The 16,751-nt window shown below is 59.6% G+C and carries 14 protein-coding genes; 6 read left to right on the top strand and 8 right to left on the bottom strand.

The genetic code is table 11. From position 1 onward, the window contains the following. Positions 1 to 10 precede the first annotated feature (10 nt). Both ORG26_RS15155 and ORG26_RS15150 read left to right on the top strand, forming a co-directional pair. Positions 11 to 1,813 (top strand): family 43 glycosylhydrolase, encoded by a 1,803-nt coding sequence (locus ORG26_RS15155; protein WP_266363175.1) that lies wholly within the window; start codon positions 11 to 13, stop codon positions 1,811 to 1,813. 136 nt (positions 1,814 to 1,949) lie between these two features. After that, positions 1,950 to 3,308, top strand: coding sequence for a sigma-54-dependent transcriptional regulator (locus tag ORG26_RS15150; protein WP_266363173.1), 1,359 nt, complete (start codon positions 1,950 to 1,952; stop codon positions 3,306 to 3,308). A 103-nt stretch (positions 3,309 to 3,411) separates the two neighbouring features. Here ORG26_RS15150 and ORG26_RS15145 read toward each other — a convergent pair whose 3' ends face one another. From ORG26_RS15145 to ORG26_RS15115, 7 genes are all read right to left on the bottom strand, one after another. Next, positions 3,412 to 4,221 (bottom strand): amidohydrolase family protein, encoded by an 810-nt coding sequence (locus tag ORG26_RS15145; protein ID WP_266363171.1) that lies wholly within the window; start codon positions 4,219 to 4,221, stop codon positions 3,412 to 3,414. A gap of 1 nt (position 4,222) precedes the next feature. After that, positions 4,223 to 4,987, bottom strand: coding sequence for a hypothetical protein (locus ORG26_RS15140; protein WP_266363168.1), 765 nt, complete (start codon positions 4,985 to 4,987; stop codon positions 4,223 to 4,225). 75 nt (positions 4,988 to 5,062) lie between these two features. Continuing rightward, the gene (locus ORG26_RS15135; protein WP_266363166.1) at positions 5,063 to 6,931 is read right to left on the bottom strand and encodes a hypothetical protein; all 1,869 of its coding nucleotides are present in this window, start codon (positions 6,929 to 6,931) and stop codon (positions 5,063 to 5,065) included. After that, positions 6,903 to 8,222, bottom strand: coding sequence for a hypothetical protein (locus tag ORG26_RS15130; protein WP_266363164.1), 1,320 nt, complete (start codon positions 8,220 to 8,222; stop codon positions 6,903 to 6,905). Before ORG26_RS15130 ends, ORG26_RS15135 begins: the two co-directional genes overlap by 29 nt. 13 nt (positions 8,223 to 8,235) lie before the next feature. Beyond that, the gene (locus ORG26_RS15125; RefSeq protein WP_266363162.1) at positions 8,236 to 8,916 is read right to left on the bottom strand and encodes a hypothetical protein; all 681 of its coding nucleotides are present in this window, start codon (positions 8,914 to 8,916) and stop codon (positions 8,236 to 8,238) included. A gap of 35 nt (positions 8,917 to 8,951) precedes the next feature. Continuing rightward, entirely contained in the window at positions 8,952 to 9,785 is an 834-nt protein-coding gene (locus ORG26_RS15120; protein ID WP_266363160.1) for a hypothetical protein, read from the bottom strand. Positions 9,786 to 9,957: 172 nt separating this feature from the next. Further along, positions 9,958 to 10,440 (bottom strand): hypothetical protein, encoded by a 483-nt coding sequence (locus ORG26_RS15115; protein WP_266363158.1) that lies wholly within the window; start codon positions 10,438 to 10,440, stop codon positions 9,958 to 9,960. Between the two features lie 273 nt (positions 10,441 to 10,713). Here ORG26_RS15115 and pyk point away from each other — a divergent pair, with 273 nt between their 5' ends. Next, entirely contained in the window at positions 10,714 to 12,153 is a 1,440-nt protein-coding gene (gene pyk, locus ORG26_RS15110) for a pyruvate kinase (RefSeq protein ID WP_266363156.1), read from the top strand. Between the two features lie 70 nt (positions 12,154 to 12,223). Here the strand turns inward: pyk and ORG26_RS15105 are convergent, their stop codons facing one another. After that, on the bottom strand, positions 12,224 to 14,461 hold the full coding sequence (locus ORG26_RS15105) for a TonB-dependent receptor (protein WP_266363154.1): 2,238 nt from the start codon (positions 14,459 to 14,461) through the stop codon (positions 12,224 to 12,226). 182 nt (positions 14,462 to 14,643) lie between these two features. On the opposite strand from ORG26_RS15105, the gene ORG26_RS15100 reads away from it, so the two are divergent. From ORG26_RS15100 to ORG26_RS15090, 3 genes are all read left to right on the top strand, one after another. Further along, positions 14,644 to 15,201: a YqgE/AlgH family protein gene (locus tag ORG26_RS15100; RefSeq protein WP_266363152.1), complete on the top strand. Its 558-nt coding sequence runs from the start codon at positions 14,644 to 14,646 to the stop codon at positions 15,199 to 15,201. Between the two features lie 184 nt (positions 15,202 to 15,385). After that, a complete protein-coding gene (locus tag ORG26_RS15095) occupies positions 15,386 to 15,988 on the top strand; it encodes a porin family protein (RefSeq protein WP_266363150.1) in 603 nt (200 codons plus the stop codon). A gap of 163 nt (positions 15,989 to 16,151) precedes the next feature. Continuing rightward, positions 16,152 to 16,679, top strand: coding sequence for a 3'-5' exonuclease (locus ORG26_RS15090; protein ID WP_266363148.1), 528 nt, complete (start codon positions 16,152 to 16,154; stop codon positions 16,677 to 16,679). The last annotated feature ends 72 nt before the right edge of the window (positions 16,680 to 16,751 follow it).

Below are 16,751 nucleotides of genomic sequence, written 5' to 3'. Positions count from 1 at the left end.
TATTGAGCCCATGCGCTTCCTGACCCTTTTCCTGCTGCTGACCTCGCTTGCCCTCCGCGCGCAGACGCCCAAACGGACGTACTGCAACCCGATGGACATCAGCTATCGGTACAACTTCGAGCAGTTGAACGAACGGATTTCCTACCGCTCCGGGGCCGACCCGGTCATCATCAACCACAAAGCGGGAGGCCGCCCCGGCGAATACTACCTGTTCGTGACGATTCAGGGCGGCTGGTGGCATTCGAAAGACCTGTCGAACTGGAACTTTGTGGTGCCCGATAAATGGCCGATGGAAGACATGTGTGCTCCGGCGGCGCTCTCGGTGCGGGATACGCTGTACCTGTTTCAGTCCACCTTCGAACAGCGGCCGATTTTTATTTCCACCGAACCGGAAAAGGGAAAGCTGAAATTCTACAACCGCTGGCTGCCCCGTTTGCCCAAGGACATCGGCCCCTGGGACCCGGCGCTTTTCCACGACCCCGACACCGACAAATGGTACATGTACTGGGGCTCCTCGAACGTCTACCCGATCTTTGGCGCCGAACTGGACAAAAAGCGCAACCTGACCTATGCCGGGGCGAACGGCACCGACGTTTCGAACGCCTACAAGGCCATGTTCTGGCTCGACCCCTACCAGCACGGCTGGGAACGCTTCGGCCCCAACCATGCCGACTGGATCAAGCCCTTCACGGAAGGTGCCTGGATGACCAAGCACAACGGCAAGTATTACCTCCAGTACGGCGCACCGGGCACCGAATACAACGTGTACGCCAACGGCACCTACGTCGGCAAAGACCCGCTGGGTCCGTTCGAATACGCCCCTTACAACCCTTTTGCCTACAAACCGGGCGGTTTTGCCACCGGATGCGGCCACGGCAACACGTTTCAGGATAATTTTGGCAATTACTGGAACACGGGCACCACCTGGATCGGCCTCAACTGGGGCATGGAACGGCGCATCGTGATGCACCCGGCGGGCTTCGACAAGGACGACCAGTTGTACGCCAACACCCGCTTCGGCGATTTTCCGCACTATTTACCGACAAAAAAGTGGCAGAATAAGGACGAACTCTTTACGGGCTGGATGCTGCTGTCGTACCGAAAACCCGTCACGGCGACTTCGACCGTGAAAGTCGATACGGTCAGCGCCGCCCGCGTGACGGACGAAAACCCGCGCACGTTCTGGGCCACCGGCAACAACAAACCTGGGGAAGGACTGACCATCGACCTCGGCAGCGACCACGACATCCGGGCCGTGCAGGTGAATTACATCGATTACAAAAACACCGTTTTCGAAAGCGACTCGACGGTCTACACCCAGTTCCGCATCCTGACCTCACGCGACGGAAAGAAGTGGGACGTGGCCGCCGACCTGACTAAAGAACCCAAAAAGGACCACGCCTGTGCCTATGTCGAACTTGACCGGCCAACCCGCGCCCGCTACGTCCGGTACGATCACGTGTACGTGGCCGGGCCGAATCTGGCCATCAACGAGTTCCGCGTGTTTGGCAACGGCCTCGGCAAGGCCCCTCCTACCCCCACCGGCCTGACCGTCGTGCGGCAGAAAGATGGGCGCAACGCCGATATTTCGTGGCAGAAAGTGCCCGGGCGGTCAGGCGCTCCGGCGGTTGGTTACAACATCCTGTGGGGTATTGCGCCTGATAAACTCTATCAGTCGTATCAAATCTGGGATGACCAGCCGGGAAAGCTGGAACTCAGGGCATTGAACGTCGGCGTACCGTACTATTTTGCCATCGAAGCGTTCAATGAGAACGGCGTCTCGGCCGTCAGTCCGGTGGTCAGCATCAAGTGATAGCTGTTTTTATTAAAATTATCTGATTAATCGACCAAATAAGTAGTAATACGCTCCCGGACTACGCTCAAAGCTGTTACCTTACGCGTCCTTTTCTCCGACCAATACCTACCAACGCGTATGAAGAAACCGCCGTATGAGCACGCTGTCAATTGCTTACGAACTGTTCACGCGTCACCGCAACCGGGTCGTCGAAGTGCTCGACGCCCTTGAGAAAGCGGGTATCCAGCGCGTAGGTCGCCCGGGTAGCGGGGAGCCGGTCCTGCTGTTTCTGGACAAGGACACCCCGCTCACAGATGTGCAGCAGGCCATTGAAACGATGGCCGTCAACAGCCAGTCGCCCAAACTGCTGGCCGTCACGCTCGACAACCTTTCGATGTCGGTCAACTGGGGGCTTTTGCAGGCGGGAGTCGGCGAAATTATCTGCTGGCCGCAGTGGGAAAAGCCCGTGCACTCGGTTTTGTCCCGCCTCCGTTACTGGCGCGAAGTAGATCAGAAAGTCCGGCAATTGCAGAAGTTGCTGGTCGGCAAAAGCAAAATCTGGCTTCAGACGCTTCAGCAGCTGGCCGAAATGGCCGTGTCGAACTGCCCGGTACTCCTGACCGGCGAAAGCGGCACCGGCAAGGAAATAGCCGCCCGGCAGCTTCATGAACTGGACCCGCGCCCCGGCAAAAAAGAGTATGTCGTCGTCGATTGTACGAACCTGATTCCGGGCCTGTCGGGCAGCGAATTGTTCGGGCACGAAAAAGGCGCGTTTACCCATGCCGTCAGCCACCGCGACGGGGCCATTGCCCACGCGCACGACGGCACGCTTTTTCTGGACGAACTGGGCGAACTGCCGCTGCCGCTTCAGGCCGAATTGCTGCGCGTGCTGCAGGAAGGCATGTACAAACGGGTTGGCAGCGATGTCTGGCGGCGAGTCAGGTTTCGGCTCATCAGCGCTACCAACCGCCATCTGGCCAAAGAAGTCGAAAACGGCACGTTCCGGCAGGATTTGTTCTACCGCGTGTCGGGCTGGGCCTGCCATCTGCCGCCCCTCGACAGCCGGAAAGAGGACATTCCGCTGCTCGCCGACCATTTTTTCCGGAACGTATACGGACTGAAAAGCGCCGTAGACCAGCAGGTGTACGACTTTCTGATGCTCAAAAACTACCCCGGCAATGTGCGGGAACTGCAACAGCTCGTCGGTCGCATCGCCAGCAAACACCTCGGCGAAGGCCCCGTCACCATCGGCGATATTCCCCGCACCGACTGGCCGGACTTCGCCCTGTCGAGCCTGCCCCCTGCCTCCGGCGACGACCTGACGCAGGCCATCAAGCGGCTGCTTTATCAGGGCGTCAATCTCAAGGACATGAAGGATATTGTGACCGAAATTGCCAAAAAGGAAGCCATCGACTACGAAAACGGCAACCTCAAACTGGCCGCCCAGCGCCTCGGATGCAGCGAACGAATCCTCCAAATGCACCGCAAGGAAGAGCAGGAAACGTCGTATTGAGGCCCAAAAGCTGTCCTGCGAAAGAATGCGAAGGTTAAAGCTCCGCATTCTTTCGCGGGACAGCGCCAGTGTTACGGTTCCATCGCCGCGTACCGCTTTTCGTTCAGCAGCCACGGGTCGCGGTAAACCGTCGGCGGCGGGCCGGTCGGGGCGGAAGCAGACCGTCGGGACACCGACGGTTTACCGCCTTTCGGATGAGTTTCAGGAAATTCAGGGCAGCCACCTGCCGAAACTCCGCCGGACTCAGCTTCAGGGCGTAAATCTTGGACAGTTCCACGGCCGGATGCAGCCAGGGGCCATCCGTTCCGAACAGCAGTTTCCCCGCCCCGGCCCGGTCAAGGGCTTTTTGCAGAATATCGAACCGCCGCACGCCCGACGTATCGGTGTATACGTTCGGGTAGCGAACCAGGCAGTCGATCAGGCCCGTCTGCGCCCGCCAGTCGTCGGCGAAGCTGCCCAGGTGCGGAATGATAAAATTAACGTCCGGGTACTCCGTTGCCAGCAGTTCCACGGCCGACACCTCGCCGACGATGTCGTACAGGACCGGCAGGTGGTACGCCCGGGCCGCTTCGCAGACTTCGCGGGTCAGGCGGGCGTCGTAGCGGTGGGCCTTGATGCCGCAGAACCCGTGCTCCTCAACGGCTTCGCGCACCATGTCGGCAATGCGTCCCCGGTCGCGGGCGGCGTGGACGAAGGCAAAGCCATAGAACCGGTCGGGCTGCCGCTTCACCAGTCCGGCCACGGCCCGGTTGGCCAGGGCGTAGTCGGAATGGAAAGCGGCAAACAGCACCGTCCGGCCGACCCCGGCCTCGTCGGACCAGCGCAGGAAGTCCGTCAGCGGGGCGTCCGTATCCCAGGGGCCGGTGAGGCCGTCGCCTTTCCCGGCATGGCAGTGGCAGTCGATGATGAGCATGTCAGAAGATTTCCAGTTCCAGCAGTTCAATTTCCTTCCCGAAAGCGTGAGTGACGGTGTCCCGGGGGTATTTTTCCCGCAGTTTGGCAAAAATCTCGGTCAGCTTGCGGCGGCGCTGTTCGGGCGTGGTGCAGTGCTGGTAAAAAGTGCGGAGCACGTAATCGTTCCACATTTTGTCCTTTTCGCGGTGCACCCGGGGCGTCACCACCCGCAGATTGTGCCGGTTGGGGTAGGCCCGCGCCCGCGGGTCCAGATGCGACTGGGCCAGCGGAATGCCGTGGTCCACCTGCCGCCGGCGCGTGTTGAAACCCGCCGCGCGGGCCTGCCGACGGGCGTTTTTCCGTTCGGTCGATTTCTGGCTGGTGGTGAGGGCGTCTTCAAACTGCGTTTCAAACAACGCTTCTTCCGGCTCGTGGCCGCCGCAGGAGCACCGTGGTTCGGCATCCTCAACGACGAAGCGGAGTCGGTCGGCCAGGCGGTATTTGTCCAGAAACCGGATCAGCTGCTCCTGACAGGCGACGCACGGCTCGCCGGTCGTGTGGACGTACAGCGAGCGGATCATGGTCGGGAAACCCGGCTGGGCCGCCGTGGCCCCCATCAGCCAGCGTGCCAGCTGGCTTTCGGGATGCAGCGCGCAGGACGAGCAGTCGCTGCCCTCCGGCGTCCGAAACATCAGCGTCCGGGCCGGGCCGTTTCTGAAAAATAGCTGCACCACCGTCGGCGGCGCTTCTTCCCAATACGTCTCGGAATTCTTTTTGGAACACATAAGGCAAGGTGTTTAGGCGAATGAGACCTAAAGCGTGCGAACAAACAGCCCGTTTCTCCGCACGCTTCTCAACACTTATTCACCCGGAAGCTCGCGCCGAACGTGCGACCGGCTCAGGAGATTGAGACCCGGTTGGAAACCCGGCTGACGGCCCGGCGGCAGCAGTCCCAGCCGCTGGTTGATCAGCACGCCCGGTAGCTGGTAGCGCTCGGCATTCTGCGGCAGCGCAATGCGGGCGTCCGTCACGTCGGCACCGAGGTCCACGGCCGTTACGGCCTTGTAGGCATGAACGTACCGCTGGATTTCCTCGCGCCAGTAATGCGCCCAGTTGGCGGCGCTGAGGGCGGTAGCGGCCGTATCGTTCCAGTTGCCGTAGCGGATCGAGAGCAGCAGCTGTTCGCCAAACTGGGCGAGGCTGTGGAAGTGCGTCACGTTGGTCGGGTTCCAGCCCTGGAGTGCTTTCATGGCGTCTACCCGCTCCATCCAGTCCTCGGTGTACGGCATCATGACGCGCCCGCCCAGAAACTCGCGCATTTCGGGACGACCCAGAATCCACTGCTGCATCAGCATTTCGGCGCGGGCCGTGTAGGGCAGGTCGCGGAACGAATTGTGTGCGCCCTCGGCCAGCAGCAGATGCACTTCGCGCAGGTGGTTCAGAATCGGGAAGCCGTCCGGAATGACCGTCGTGTAATTGGCCTGCTGGTAAAAATCCATCGCCGTTTTCAGCAGGTTGTGGAAAGCCGGGATAAACTGCGTCCGGCTCTCGGCCGCCTGCATGTTCGGCACGGCGCGCCCGATGAGAGACAAGCCGTATTCGTACTGGTACTCAAAATTGCGCTGGGCCATGCTCAGCCGGAACCGCTCGTCCTGAATAAATCCCCAGATGAGGTTGTTCAGCGGCCGCAGCGGGTCGATGTTGAGGCCCGCCAGCGGGTCGTGGCCGTTGCCGGCGCGCACGTTCTGAAAACGCAGGCTGATGGCGTTCATCGTCTGCACCAGCCCGCCTTCTTCCTCCCAGTACGACCAGAGCAGTTCGAGCAGGGTCAGGTTCGGCACCCGGAACGGGGCGTTTTCGTGGTCGTTAAGGAACGTCTGGTCGCCCAGTCGCCGCAGAACCTGCTGGAAGTACGGCAGTATGGGCTGGGACGGCGAAACGGTCAGGTCGTCGGTCCGGCGGGTCCGGCGCTGCTCCTCGGCAACCAGGGAGGCCGGGACCCGGCTTTCGTCGTACCGGTTATCCACCAGATCGTCCGGATCGTGCACGAAATGCCTGGTCATGAAAAAATCCGTCGCCTGCTTCAGAAAATCGTAGGCGTCCGTGCGGAACAACAGACTGCGGCCCCGCTGAACCCCTCTCGACCCGTCCGGCAGCTTGTCCGTCATGACATCCGTGATGAATTTCTGGTACCGGTTGAAGTCCAGCGTGCCGTTCCGGATGTAGACCCACAGTTTCTGATCTTCGGTCGGAATCCGCTCGGGCTCCGACAGCGACACGCGGTGCACTTTTCGTCCGTAGTTAAAAATCTCGTCGTCCTCTTCTTCGTGGACAACCACCGGTTCCGGCGCTTCGCCGCCTACTTTCCGGAAGGCGGGCATCATGCCGATTTCGCCCAGCAGGGAGGTGCGGAGCTTCCCGGTGATGGTCAGGTCGCCCGGCGGCAGGGTGCGCGGGGCGGTCAGTTGCAGAACCATCTGGCGGTCCTGCGGGTCGTAGCGGGCACCGGACAGGTTGAAAATGCTTTCCCCGCTCGTTTCCAGTTCGCGCGGACTGCCTTTCTTTTTCCGGATAACCAGATTTTCTTCGATACTTCCCTTCGGGTCCCTGATCTGTATGGCAATCTGACTGAGCTGCCGGTACTGATTTTCGTTCTCAACGGGAATAATGATGGTGAAGTCGCCTCCCGGCTGTATGTCGTCAGGAAGCTGTAACTCGTTGATAGCCATTTTGCTTCAGATGTTCTAGCGTTTTCGGAATCACACAATAGTTCTTGGCGCGTTCGAGCGCCCAGTGCGTCAGCAGGTCCATCAGCAGGCGGGATTCGTCGCGGGCCGTGAGCTGCCCGTCGGCTTTGGCCTGCCCGATGACGGCAAACGCCAGCGAAGGCGGGGCCGACTTCATCCGCTCCCGACTCGCCCGCCATTGCCCAAACAGCTGCTGCAACTGTTCGGGCTGCCGCTGCTGGTACGGAAAGAGTTCGATGAGCCGGCGGCCGTGTAAAGCGGGCACCGCGTGGTACACCACCCGTTCCACAAATTCGGGCAGCGCCGCTTCGAGCTGGGCAATGAGTTGCTGTTTGTCCTGCGGGAGTTCGCTGGTGGGATAAAAATTCTCCCACTGCCGTTCGAGGGCGTCCCATTGCGGGTGCGGATACAGTTTCCGGCCAAAGGCGATGCTCGTCTTGACCCGTATCCACGGAAACGGGTGCGGGCCGTCGTTCGAAATCCGGAAAACGAAATAGCTCGGCAGGCTCACCACGCTCATCAGGCCGACGGTGGCCGTAATGCCCAGGTGTGCCATCGCCCAGAAATCGGACAGGATTTCGTTCAGCCAGCGTTCAAACAACTGCCAGGGCAGCGGGTCGTCGGCCTGCCGCAGGCGCTGCTGCAACTCCAGCTTGAGGGAAGCCGTCAGTCCGAGCAGTTCGGAGCCCTGGTGGCCCACCTCGTGCACGAGCGACGACGCAATGCCGCTGCCGACCATCCGTTCCCGCGGCACCTGAATGATGCCCACGGGGTTTTCGTCGCCGCCCGGCAGCCGGGTGCGCGCCCGCCGGATGGCCGCCCCGTGGCCGCGCTGCAGGAAGCAGATCAGCGGCGGCGGGCTGTAGTAGTTGCCCGGCAGGTTCAGCGTGTCGCTCGCCAGCACATCCAGCCCGGCAACCCAGGTGCCCGTACCGTGTTCACCGCGCTGGAGCAACACATCGGCAAAAATGTCGAGCTGGTCGAGCAGGTTGTTGAACCGCAGTTTGAGCAGCACAAAATCGGCCTGGGCTTCGGCGGACGTGCGGGCGGAGGTAGCCCCGGCTTTCAGGTTTTCGATGAACGTCCGGATGCGTTCGCTGATCTGCTGCCGGATGCGGGTCAGGTGCGAACTGATGGCATCCATCGCTTCGGCCGAAATGCCCGCTGCCTGCACCATCGGCGTATTGAGGGCAAACGGCTGCACCCCTTCAAGCCGGTTCAGCAGCGACAGCGCCTCGTTGACCAGAAACTGCGTATCGCGGGGAGACATCATGACCGGCGGTGCGCTAGATGTACAGCGTGATCCGGTTGCCGCGGCGAATCCAGCTTCCGCGCGTCGGGATGGCGCCGTTGCTGCCCGTCGGACGGCCGTTCTGGCCAGCAGGGCCGGGGCGGAGCAGGCCCGGAGCGTACTCGGCGGCGGCCTGGTTGATGGCTTTGTTGGCGACCGACTGCGGATTGATTCCGGGGTTGGTCTGGGTCAGCCGGGCGGCGTTCTGAATGGCGTCGTTGGCGAACCGGACGTAAGCGCGGGCCACTTCAAACTCGCGGTCTTCGGGGCTGAGCCCTTCCAGTTCGAGTTCAAACAGGTTGGAAGCGGCCCCGGCCAGCTTTCCGCCGATCATGGCGCCGGCCGGGCCGCCGAGCATGCCGCCCAGCGCCGAACCGGCAATCGGCAGGGCTTTTTTGGCGACGGACTTCAGCGCCCCACCCAGTGCCTTCCCGACCGAGGAATTGGCAAAATTGCGCACGCCCCGCCCGATGGATTTGAACATCTTGCCCAGGAAGTAATTCATTTCCTGTTCGCTGTTGACGTTCAGCAGTTCGTGCGCCAGTTCCATTTCCAGGCTTTCGTGCAGTTCCTGGTTCATTTCGGCTTCGTTGGAAAACTCATACGCGGCGGTTTCCTGCCCGTATTCGTTGCCGAACTCCATTTCGTTTCCGAATTCAAATTCATTGTTGTACATGGCTGTGTGGAATTAAAGAGTGAGTAATTGAAAGATCAAACGCCAAAAAGAACGATGGTTCCGCCGCGACGCTGCCAGGTGCCGCTCTGTCCGGTCGGCTCCGGTTCGTCGTCGGCCGGGTGCCAGCCGCCCACGGGCTGGGGTTGGTAGAAAAGACCGGGGGCATAGAGCCGGGCGGTGGCGGGCAGCACCCGGCGGCTGATCTGCCGGGGCGACCAGCGGGGATACCGGCGGTAGGTCCGGAAGGTGCGGCGGGCCAGGTCGTTGGCGTAGCGCAGGTACGCGCGGGCCACTTCGAACTCCTGATTTTCGGGGCTGAGGGCTTCGAGTTCGAGGTTGAAAATGCGTTTGGCCTGACCAGCGACAAAATCACCAGCTTTCTGCCCGACGTAGCCGCCCGCCTTCTGACCCAGCCAGGTTCCGCCGCGTTGCAGACCGGAGGCGAGGGCCTGCCCGGCTGCCCCGCCGATTTTGCCGCCCACCGCCTGCCCGACCCGGTTGCCGACGGCTCCCAGCGCCTGCCCGCCGTACTGGCTGGCGAGTTTGGGCAGGGTCTGTTTGCCAAAATCCATGAGATGACGGCCCAGCGCCTGTCCCGTCGGCGACTGCACGAAGGAGGAAGCCGCGTTGCGGGCCACGCCCGCCACCGAGCTGAGCAGGCCGCTCAGAAACTGGTTCAGCTCCTGTTCGGTAGCAATTTCCAGCAGTTCGTAGGCAGCTTCGAGTTCCTGCTGGGCGGGGTCGGTTTCGGCTTCGTAGCCAAACTCCTGCTCAAAGCTGGCCTCGTTGTTGGGCTGGGGCGCGTACTCGGCGGCCATTTCCTGACCGCCCGTGCCAAACTCCTGTAAAGTACGATCTATGTTGTGCATGGCATAAAAAAAGGTTGGGTTATCAAACGTTCGACGTAGATAATCCAACCTGTATGCCAGAATTTAACACCTCTGAATATCAATGACTTATCTCAGAACATTCCGAAGTTTGTTTCGTTTTCGGGCCTTTCGTGCCCGGGGCGGCGAAATGAATTTCGGCTCGTCTGGCGGTTTATTCCTTGGCGGCCGTGGCGTGGCGCCCGGTCGATTTGGGAGCCTTGCCGGTCAGAACTTTCTCGCTCATGCCCTGGCTGCTGACGGAATCTTTGACGCTGATAAAGACCATCCCGCCCGGGTAGCTCCGGTATTCCCGTTTGAGGTCCTGGGCGTTTGCCTGGGGCGTCTGGTAGTCCGGCAGCGTGCGGGTACGGCCTTTCTGCTTCGGGGCGGCCTGCTGACCGAGGTACAGCAGTTCCGGGGCGTAGGCATACACCCGGTAGCCTTTGTAAGTAACCGGAATCAGGTACAGCGACCCGACCTGGTCCTGGGTAGCCACAAAAACCGTGTCGCCGACCGGAATGTCCGGTAGCCGGCGGCTCGTCATGTAATCTTCTTCATAAATACGGGCCGGGCTGGCCGTCGTATAAGCGTGGCGTTGCACGGCGCAGCCGCCCATGAGCAACCCGAGAGTTGCAGCCAGTACAAGTTTTTTCACAGTGGGGTATTTGCCTTTGATTATGTTACTGATTCGAGCAATAATTATACCTCAATTGGCGGGTCGGACCGTAAATTCATCCTATCTTCTTTCTATCATTTGAAGTGAGTGTCAAATTTATGTGCAGTTCGAAGGGAGATTCCTGCTCAATTCTTCTGATTTCCGCTATTGGGGCAAAATTTTACCGTTAAAAAATTGCGATTCGATGCAATTCCGGATAAGCCGGTTAATTTTGCACCCGTTTAGCATCGTGCAAAGACTGTCATAAGTCCTATGTCATTTAAAAGAACTAAGATTGTTGCGACGGTCGGTCCGGCGTCCGAAAGTAAAGAACAACTGTTAGCGCTGGCCCGGGCCGGTGTCAACGTCTTCCGGCTTAATTTCTCCCACGGCGACCACGCCGAACACCTCGTCCGCATTCAGCGCATTCGTGAACTGAACGAAGAATACGGCCTGAATCTCTGCATTTTGCAGGATTTGCAGGGTCCGAAGATCCGGATTGGCAAGGTAGAGAAGGATGAGGGCGTGATGCTGCTGCCGGGCAACAAACTGGTTTTCACCAACGAAGAAGTCATCGGAACGGCCGAACGCGTGAGTACGCCCTACAAGGGCATGTACCGCGATGTACGCGCCGGCGAACGGATTCTGCTGGATGACGGGAAGCTGGAAGTGAAAGTGGTGGGTGTTGAAGGCACCGACGTCGTCACGGAAGTGGTGTACGGGGGTCCGCTCAAGTCCAAAAAAGGCGTAAACCTGCCGAATACGAAAGTGTCGATTCCGTCGGTGACCGAAAAAGACTTCGCCGATCTGGAATTTGGTCTGGAAAACGATGTCGAGTGGATTGCCCTTTCGTTTGTGCGCCAGGCGGCCGAAATTCTGGAAGTAAAGGATTACATCCGGTCCAAAGGCAAGGAGACCCTCGTGGTCGCCAAGATTGAAAAGCCGGAAGCCATCGACAATATTGACGAAATCATCGCCGCCACGGACGGCATCATGGTCGCCCGCGGTGACCTCGGGGTGGAACTGCCCGCCGAGGACGTGCCGATGATTCAGAAAATGCTGGTTGAGAAGTCCAATAAGGCGTCCAAGCCCGTCATCGTCGCCACGCAGATGCTGGAAAGCATGATCGACGCTGCCCGCCCGACCCGCGCCGAAGTCAACGACATCGCCAATTCGGTCCTCGACGGTGCCGATGCCGTGATGCTTTCGGCCGAAACGGCTTCCGGGAAATACCCCGTACTGGCCGTGGAGAACATGAGCCGGACGATTCAGAAAGTGGAAGAACTGTCGAACTCGATTTACTACCGCTACCACGCATACGTCAACGAGAATCCGGGCGAAAACGTCCTGAACGACAACGTGGTGATGAGCGCCTGCCGCCTCGCCCGCGATACGAAGGCCGAAGCCATCATCGGCATCACGACTTCGGGCTACACGGCCGTTCGCCTCTCGCACCACCGCCCGAAAGCGGCCCTGTACGTCTGCACGACCAACCGCCGCCTGATGAACACGCTGGGTCTGTACTGGGGCGTTTACGTTCTGCCCTACATTCCCGACGAGAACAACAGCGTCGATGAGACCGTCCACGAAATCCGCGACCGGCTGAAAGCGCAGGGCGTCCTGGATTCGGGCGATATCTATGTCAACGTCCTCAGCATGCCGATGTCGAAGCACCGCAAGACAAACACGGTGCGCTTGTCGGTAGTAGAATAAGGCGGGGAAAAAGTCGTAAGTCGTAAGTCAAAAAGCCCTATGCGGACGACTTAATGACTTACGACTTTTTTTACAACCCTATTTCGACCGCTATCCAGGCGCTGCGTCCGACGCCGTCTACGCCGGAGCCGTGTGTCCGGTAGGCTTCGTTGGTCAGGTTGTGCAGTTCGGCGCTGACCGTCAGTGAACGCCAGCGGTAGCCGCCGCTCAGATTGACGATCTGCCAGCCGGGCGTGCCGCCTTTCGGAATGCGGTTATCGTCCTTGTCTCCTTTTGCCAGACGGTCCTGTTTGGCGGCCAGCAGCGTTTCGGCCCGCAGCCAGTAGGCGCTTTTCTGGTAAGTTACGCCCGCCCGCCCGTTCAGGGGCGGAATGCGGCGAAACGGCTCGGCCGCCGTCACGTTCTGGCCGTAGGTATAGTTCAGATTGCCGTACACCAGCCAGTTGCGGCCCGCCTCCCATTCCACATCCGTTTCCAGCCCCCGGATAAACGCCTCCGAGCTGTTATGCTTCAGATAAACGGGATAGCCCTGAATGGAATCTCGCCCCGCCCGAACGCGGCTGATGAAGTTGGTCAGCGCATTGTGGTAGCCTAAGACCGCGGCCGAGAAGCGATTGGTCCGGATTTTAACCCCGGCTTCCTTGTTGAGCGACCGCTCGGGTTTCAGGCTGTTGTTGGGCACTTCGTACCGGAAATCCACGATGCCCAGCGTTCCCATATCATCCACGTTTGGAGCCCGGAAGGCCGACTGCACCGACGCCACCAGCCGCACCGCCGGAATCACCGCGTACGAAACGCCCGCGTTGCCCACCAGCGCCGAAGGCCGCACGGTCGCCTCGCCCAGCGTTTTCTCCGGAATGGTGATTTCGTAGGCATTGTAACGCCCGCCCGCCGTCAGTGTCAGTTTCTGAAACGTCAGCGTATGCAGTTGGAAGGCGGCCAGGCTGTTCATGGTCGCGCCGTCCGGATACAGGCCCCGCTTGTCTACGCCCGCCCCGGTCTGCACATTGACATCCCGCCGGACGCTGCTGACGCGGTCGGCGTACAGCTCCACGCCTGTCTGAATCTGCCAGAAAGTTGCCGGCTGCGAACGGGCCAGGAGCGTCAGTCCGCTGGTGGCGGTCTGGTCGCGCTCCTGCACTTCGGTCGGCGTGCCGTTTTTCCGGCTCTGGCGTCCTTCGATTTGCCGCTGCCACGAGGCCGTCACCTGCACCGATTCGAGCCAGGGCGACCCGTAAAAGCCTTCGAGTCGGGCGTAGGCCAGTTGCCGCCGCTGCGGATCGAACTGGTTGTATTGAAAATTTTCGAGCTGCACTTTGTGGAAAACCGGCACCCTGTCCTGCTCCAGGTCCTGATACGCTGCCGTAGCGACGTAACGACTGCCGAGCCGCGCCCGCGCCTTGATGTCGCCCGAAAGCTGGGTGTACCCCGTGGGCCGTTCGAAGCCCAGCCCCCGCCCGGCCAGCAGATCGCCGAACTTCCGGTAGGCCAGTCCGCCCGTCACGGCCAGCGTGGCTGATTGATAACCGGCTTCGGCCCGGCTGCTGTATTCCATGCCCGCCGAGGCCACTTTGCCGAAGGCCCGCCCGGTGAAGCCTTTCTTTTCCGAAAACTGCGGGGTCCGGGTGAGCACGTTCACCACGCCGCCGATGGCATCGCTGCCGTAACCGACCGAGCCGGAGCTTCGCACGACTTCGATGCGCTCGACGCTCTGCGGGTCGATGGTGTTCAGGTACTGGTTGGGTCCGGAGCGGAACGTGGCGTTGTTGAGCCGGATGCCGTCCACGAGCAGCAGCGTCTGCTGGCCGGTCAGGCCGCGCACGAACGGGGAGCCACCGCCGTGGTTGGTCTTCTGGAGCCAGACACCGGGAAGGCCGAAAAGCGCTTCCGGCACCGTCCGCGGGGCGCGGCGGCGCAGTTCGGTCGCCGTGAGCACGGACGTCACCTCGGGGCGCGCAAACTCGCCAGTTTCGGTGCGGGTGGTGGTCACGACGGTATGCTGGTTGAGGGTGATGGCCGTGGGTTCCAGCCGAACGTCCAGCGTCTCCCCGGCACGGATGTCGATCCGGGATTCCCTCGTCCGGTAGCCAAGCGCACTGACGAGCAAGCGGTACGATCCCGGGCGGGCGTTCAGGCGGTAGCGGCCATTTTCGTCCGTGACGGTCCCCAGCGAGCCCGGCAGCAGCCGGATGCTCACGCCCGCCAGCGGCGCGCTGGTTCCGGCTTCCTCGACCCGGCCACTCACGGACTGGGCTTTAGCGTAAATACTGATAATCAGCAGGATAAGAGTTGTAGACCAACGGTTCATTCGCTAACTTTTACATGTAAGTAGATGGAAGACAAAGTTCTTTATTGCCGGATTTTTATGAATATTAAGGCTGTTATGCTTATGTTACCAAACCAAAAGAGTCCTTCGAACGTAAGTTCGTAAAACCTTCGATTTACCAGCAACGTTGTCTCAGTTACACGACCCAAAACGCGGATTGTCCTATGTCTACAACCAGCCCAACCAACGGAAGCCTGCTCATTGCCGAACCTTTTCTGGGAGATTCGAACTTTGAGCGCAGTGTTGTTTTAGTCTGCGAACACAATCCGGACGGCACCTTCGGACTGGTGCTGAACCAGATCGCCCAGGTTCGGCTGAATGATGTGCTCAGCGACGAAATGTACCACGATTATCCGTTGTATGTCGGCGGGCCGGTCCAGCAAAATACACTCCATTACATCCACCGGCTGGGCAATTTGCTGGAAGACGCGATTGATCTGGGCAACGGTCTGTACTGGAGCGGCAATTTTGAACAACTTCGGCAGTTAATCAATGCGGGTACGGTCAAAGAAAACGACATCCGCTTTTTTGTGGGTTATTCGGGCTGGTCAGAAGGGCAACTGGAAGGCGAACTGGCCCAGAACGCCTGGATTATCTCGCATGCCGATGCCGATTTTATCTTCGATACGCCTTCGGACCAGTTCTGGCGGGGCGTGCTGCGGCGCATGGGCGGCCAGTACCGCGTGCTGTCCCATTATCCGGTCGACCCAAGGCTAAACTGAGAAGAGGTTTAGGGTTTATAGTTTAGGGTTGCTTCGCAGTACACAAAGGTTGTAATTAGCGGAGCAACGTTAAACCATAAACCCTAAACTTTAAACCTTAAACTTGCCTTGTGCCGCACACATTTCCCGGAAAATCTGACGTTATTTGTCTGATGATTGGCGTCGACCGATCCGAATGACACGTATGCTCAGACTTTCCGTTTTTTTTGCGCTTCTGCTTTCCTGTACCGTAGCTTCCGCCCAGATTTCAGGCCATTTTGCCGTTAAGGCGGGCGCGGGCCTTTCTTCCCTGCGTCAGACCGGCGAGACCTCGTTTGTCTCCAAAGGCCGGGTCGACCTCCAGTTCGGCGGACTTTACCGCCTCCGCGTCAACCGCTTTGTGGTGCAGCCGGAAATCCTGTTCTCGCAGAAAGGCGGCGTCCTCAAAAACAACACGAGCGGAGCCCAGCGGGGTGCCATTACCAAAATGGACTTCCAGTACATCAGCGTCCCGGTGCTGTTTGGCTACATCCCGACGGAAGGCATTACGCTGCAGGCCGGGCCGGAGTTTAGCTATGCGCTCTCCACGACGGCGGCCAACAACCCGTCGGTCCGGAATGATTTCGGGATTGCGGTAGGGGCCCACTACGATTTTCTGGACCTGCTTTCCAAGTTCAGCCTGCACGTCCGGTATGTACACGGCTTCACGAACGTTTCGAAGATAGACATCGTTCAACGGTATAACAGCGTCCTGCAGGCGGGGATTGTGTACAACTTTTATAAAAAGGAAAAGCGGACCGCCAAATAGCCCGCTTTTTACCCGTTATACCCAATGTACATGAAGAGAGAACACCTGAGAATCAGATGAGTTGTCGGTTCGAAAAACGCAATCGATCCGCATACGAACTCGACAAATGTAGTCTGGTTATATGTCCTCAGCGTGAAGTGGGTATGAATAAAGTGTTAAATGCATGTTTTCAATTGTTGACGTAGAAACGACCGGCGGCATCGGTGGACCAACACGCCTGACGGAGGTGGCTATCTTCCGGCACGACGGGCGGCAGGTGGTCGATTCTTTTCATTCGCTGCTAAATCCGGGCTGTCCCATTCCGCCGTTTATTCAGCGGCTGACGGGCATCACGGAGGAACTGGTAGCCGACGCGCCCACCTTTGCCGAGGTAGCCGCCGATATCGCCCGCGTCACGGAAAACTCGGTTTTCGTTGCCCACAACGCTCCCTTCGATTACGGTTTTCTACAGAAAGAATTCAACTGGCTGGAGCAGTCGTTCGAGCGCCGGAAATTGTGTACGGTCTGGCTGAGCCGCCGGATTTTCCCCGGCCTTCCCTCCTACAGCCTCGGCAAGCTCTGCCGTTCGCTGGAAATTCCGGTCAGCGCCCGTCACCGCGCCCACGGCGACGCCGCCGCCACCGTCCAGCTGTTCGAAATGCTCCTGAACAACGACCGACAGGGCCTTATTCAATTAAAAGTTAAGAATTAAGAGTTAAAAATATAAGGCTCCGCCGGAAGACATAACCTGCCTCAGCGGAGCCTATATTTTTAACTCTTAATT

The organism is Tellurirhabdus rosea (assembly GCF_026278345.1).
Taxonomy (GTDB): Bacteria; Bacteroidota; Bacteroidia; order Cytophagales; family Spirosomataceae; genus Tellurirhabdus; species Tellurirhabdus rosea.
The sequence above is the reverse complement of the archived record's forward strand: the minus strand, read 5'-3'. Positions and strand labels throughout refer to the sequence as shown.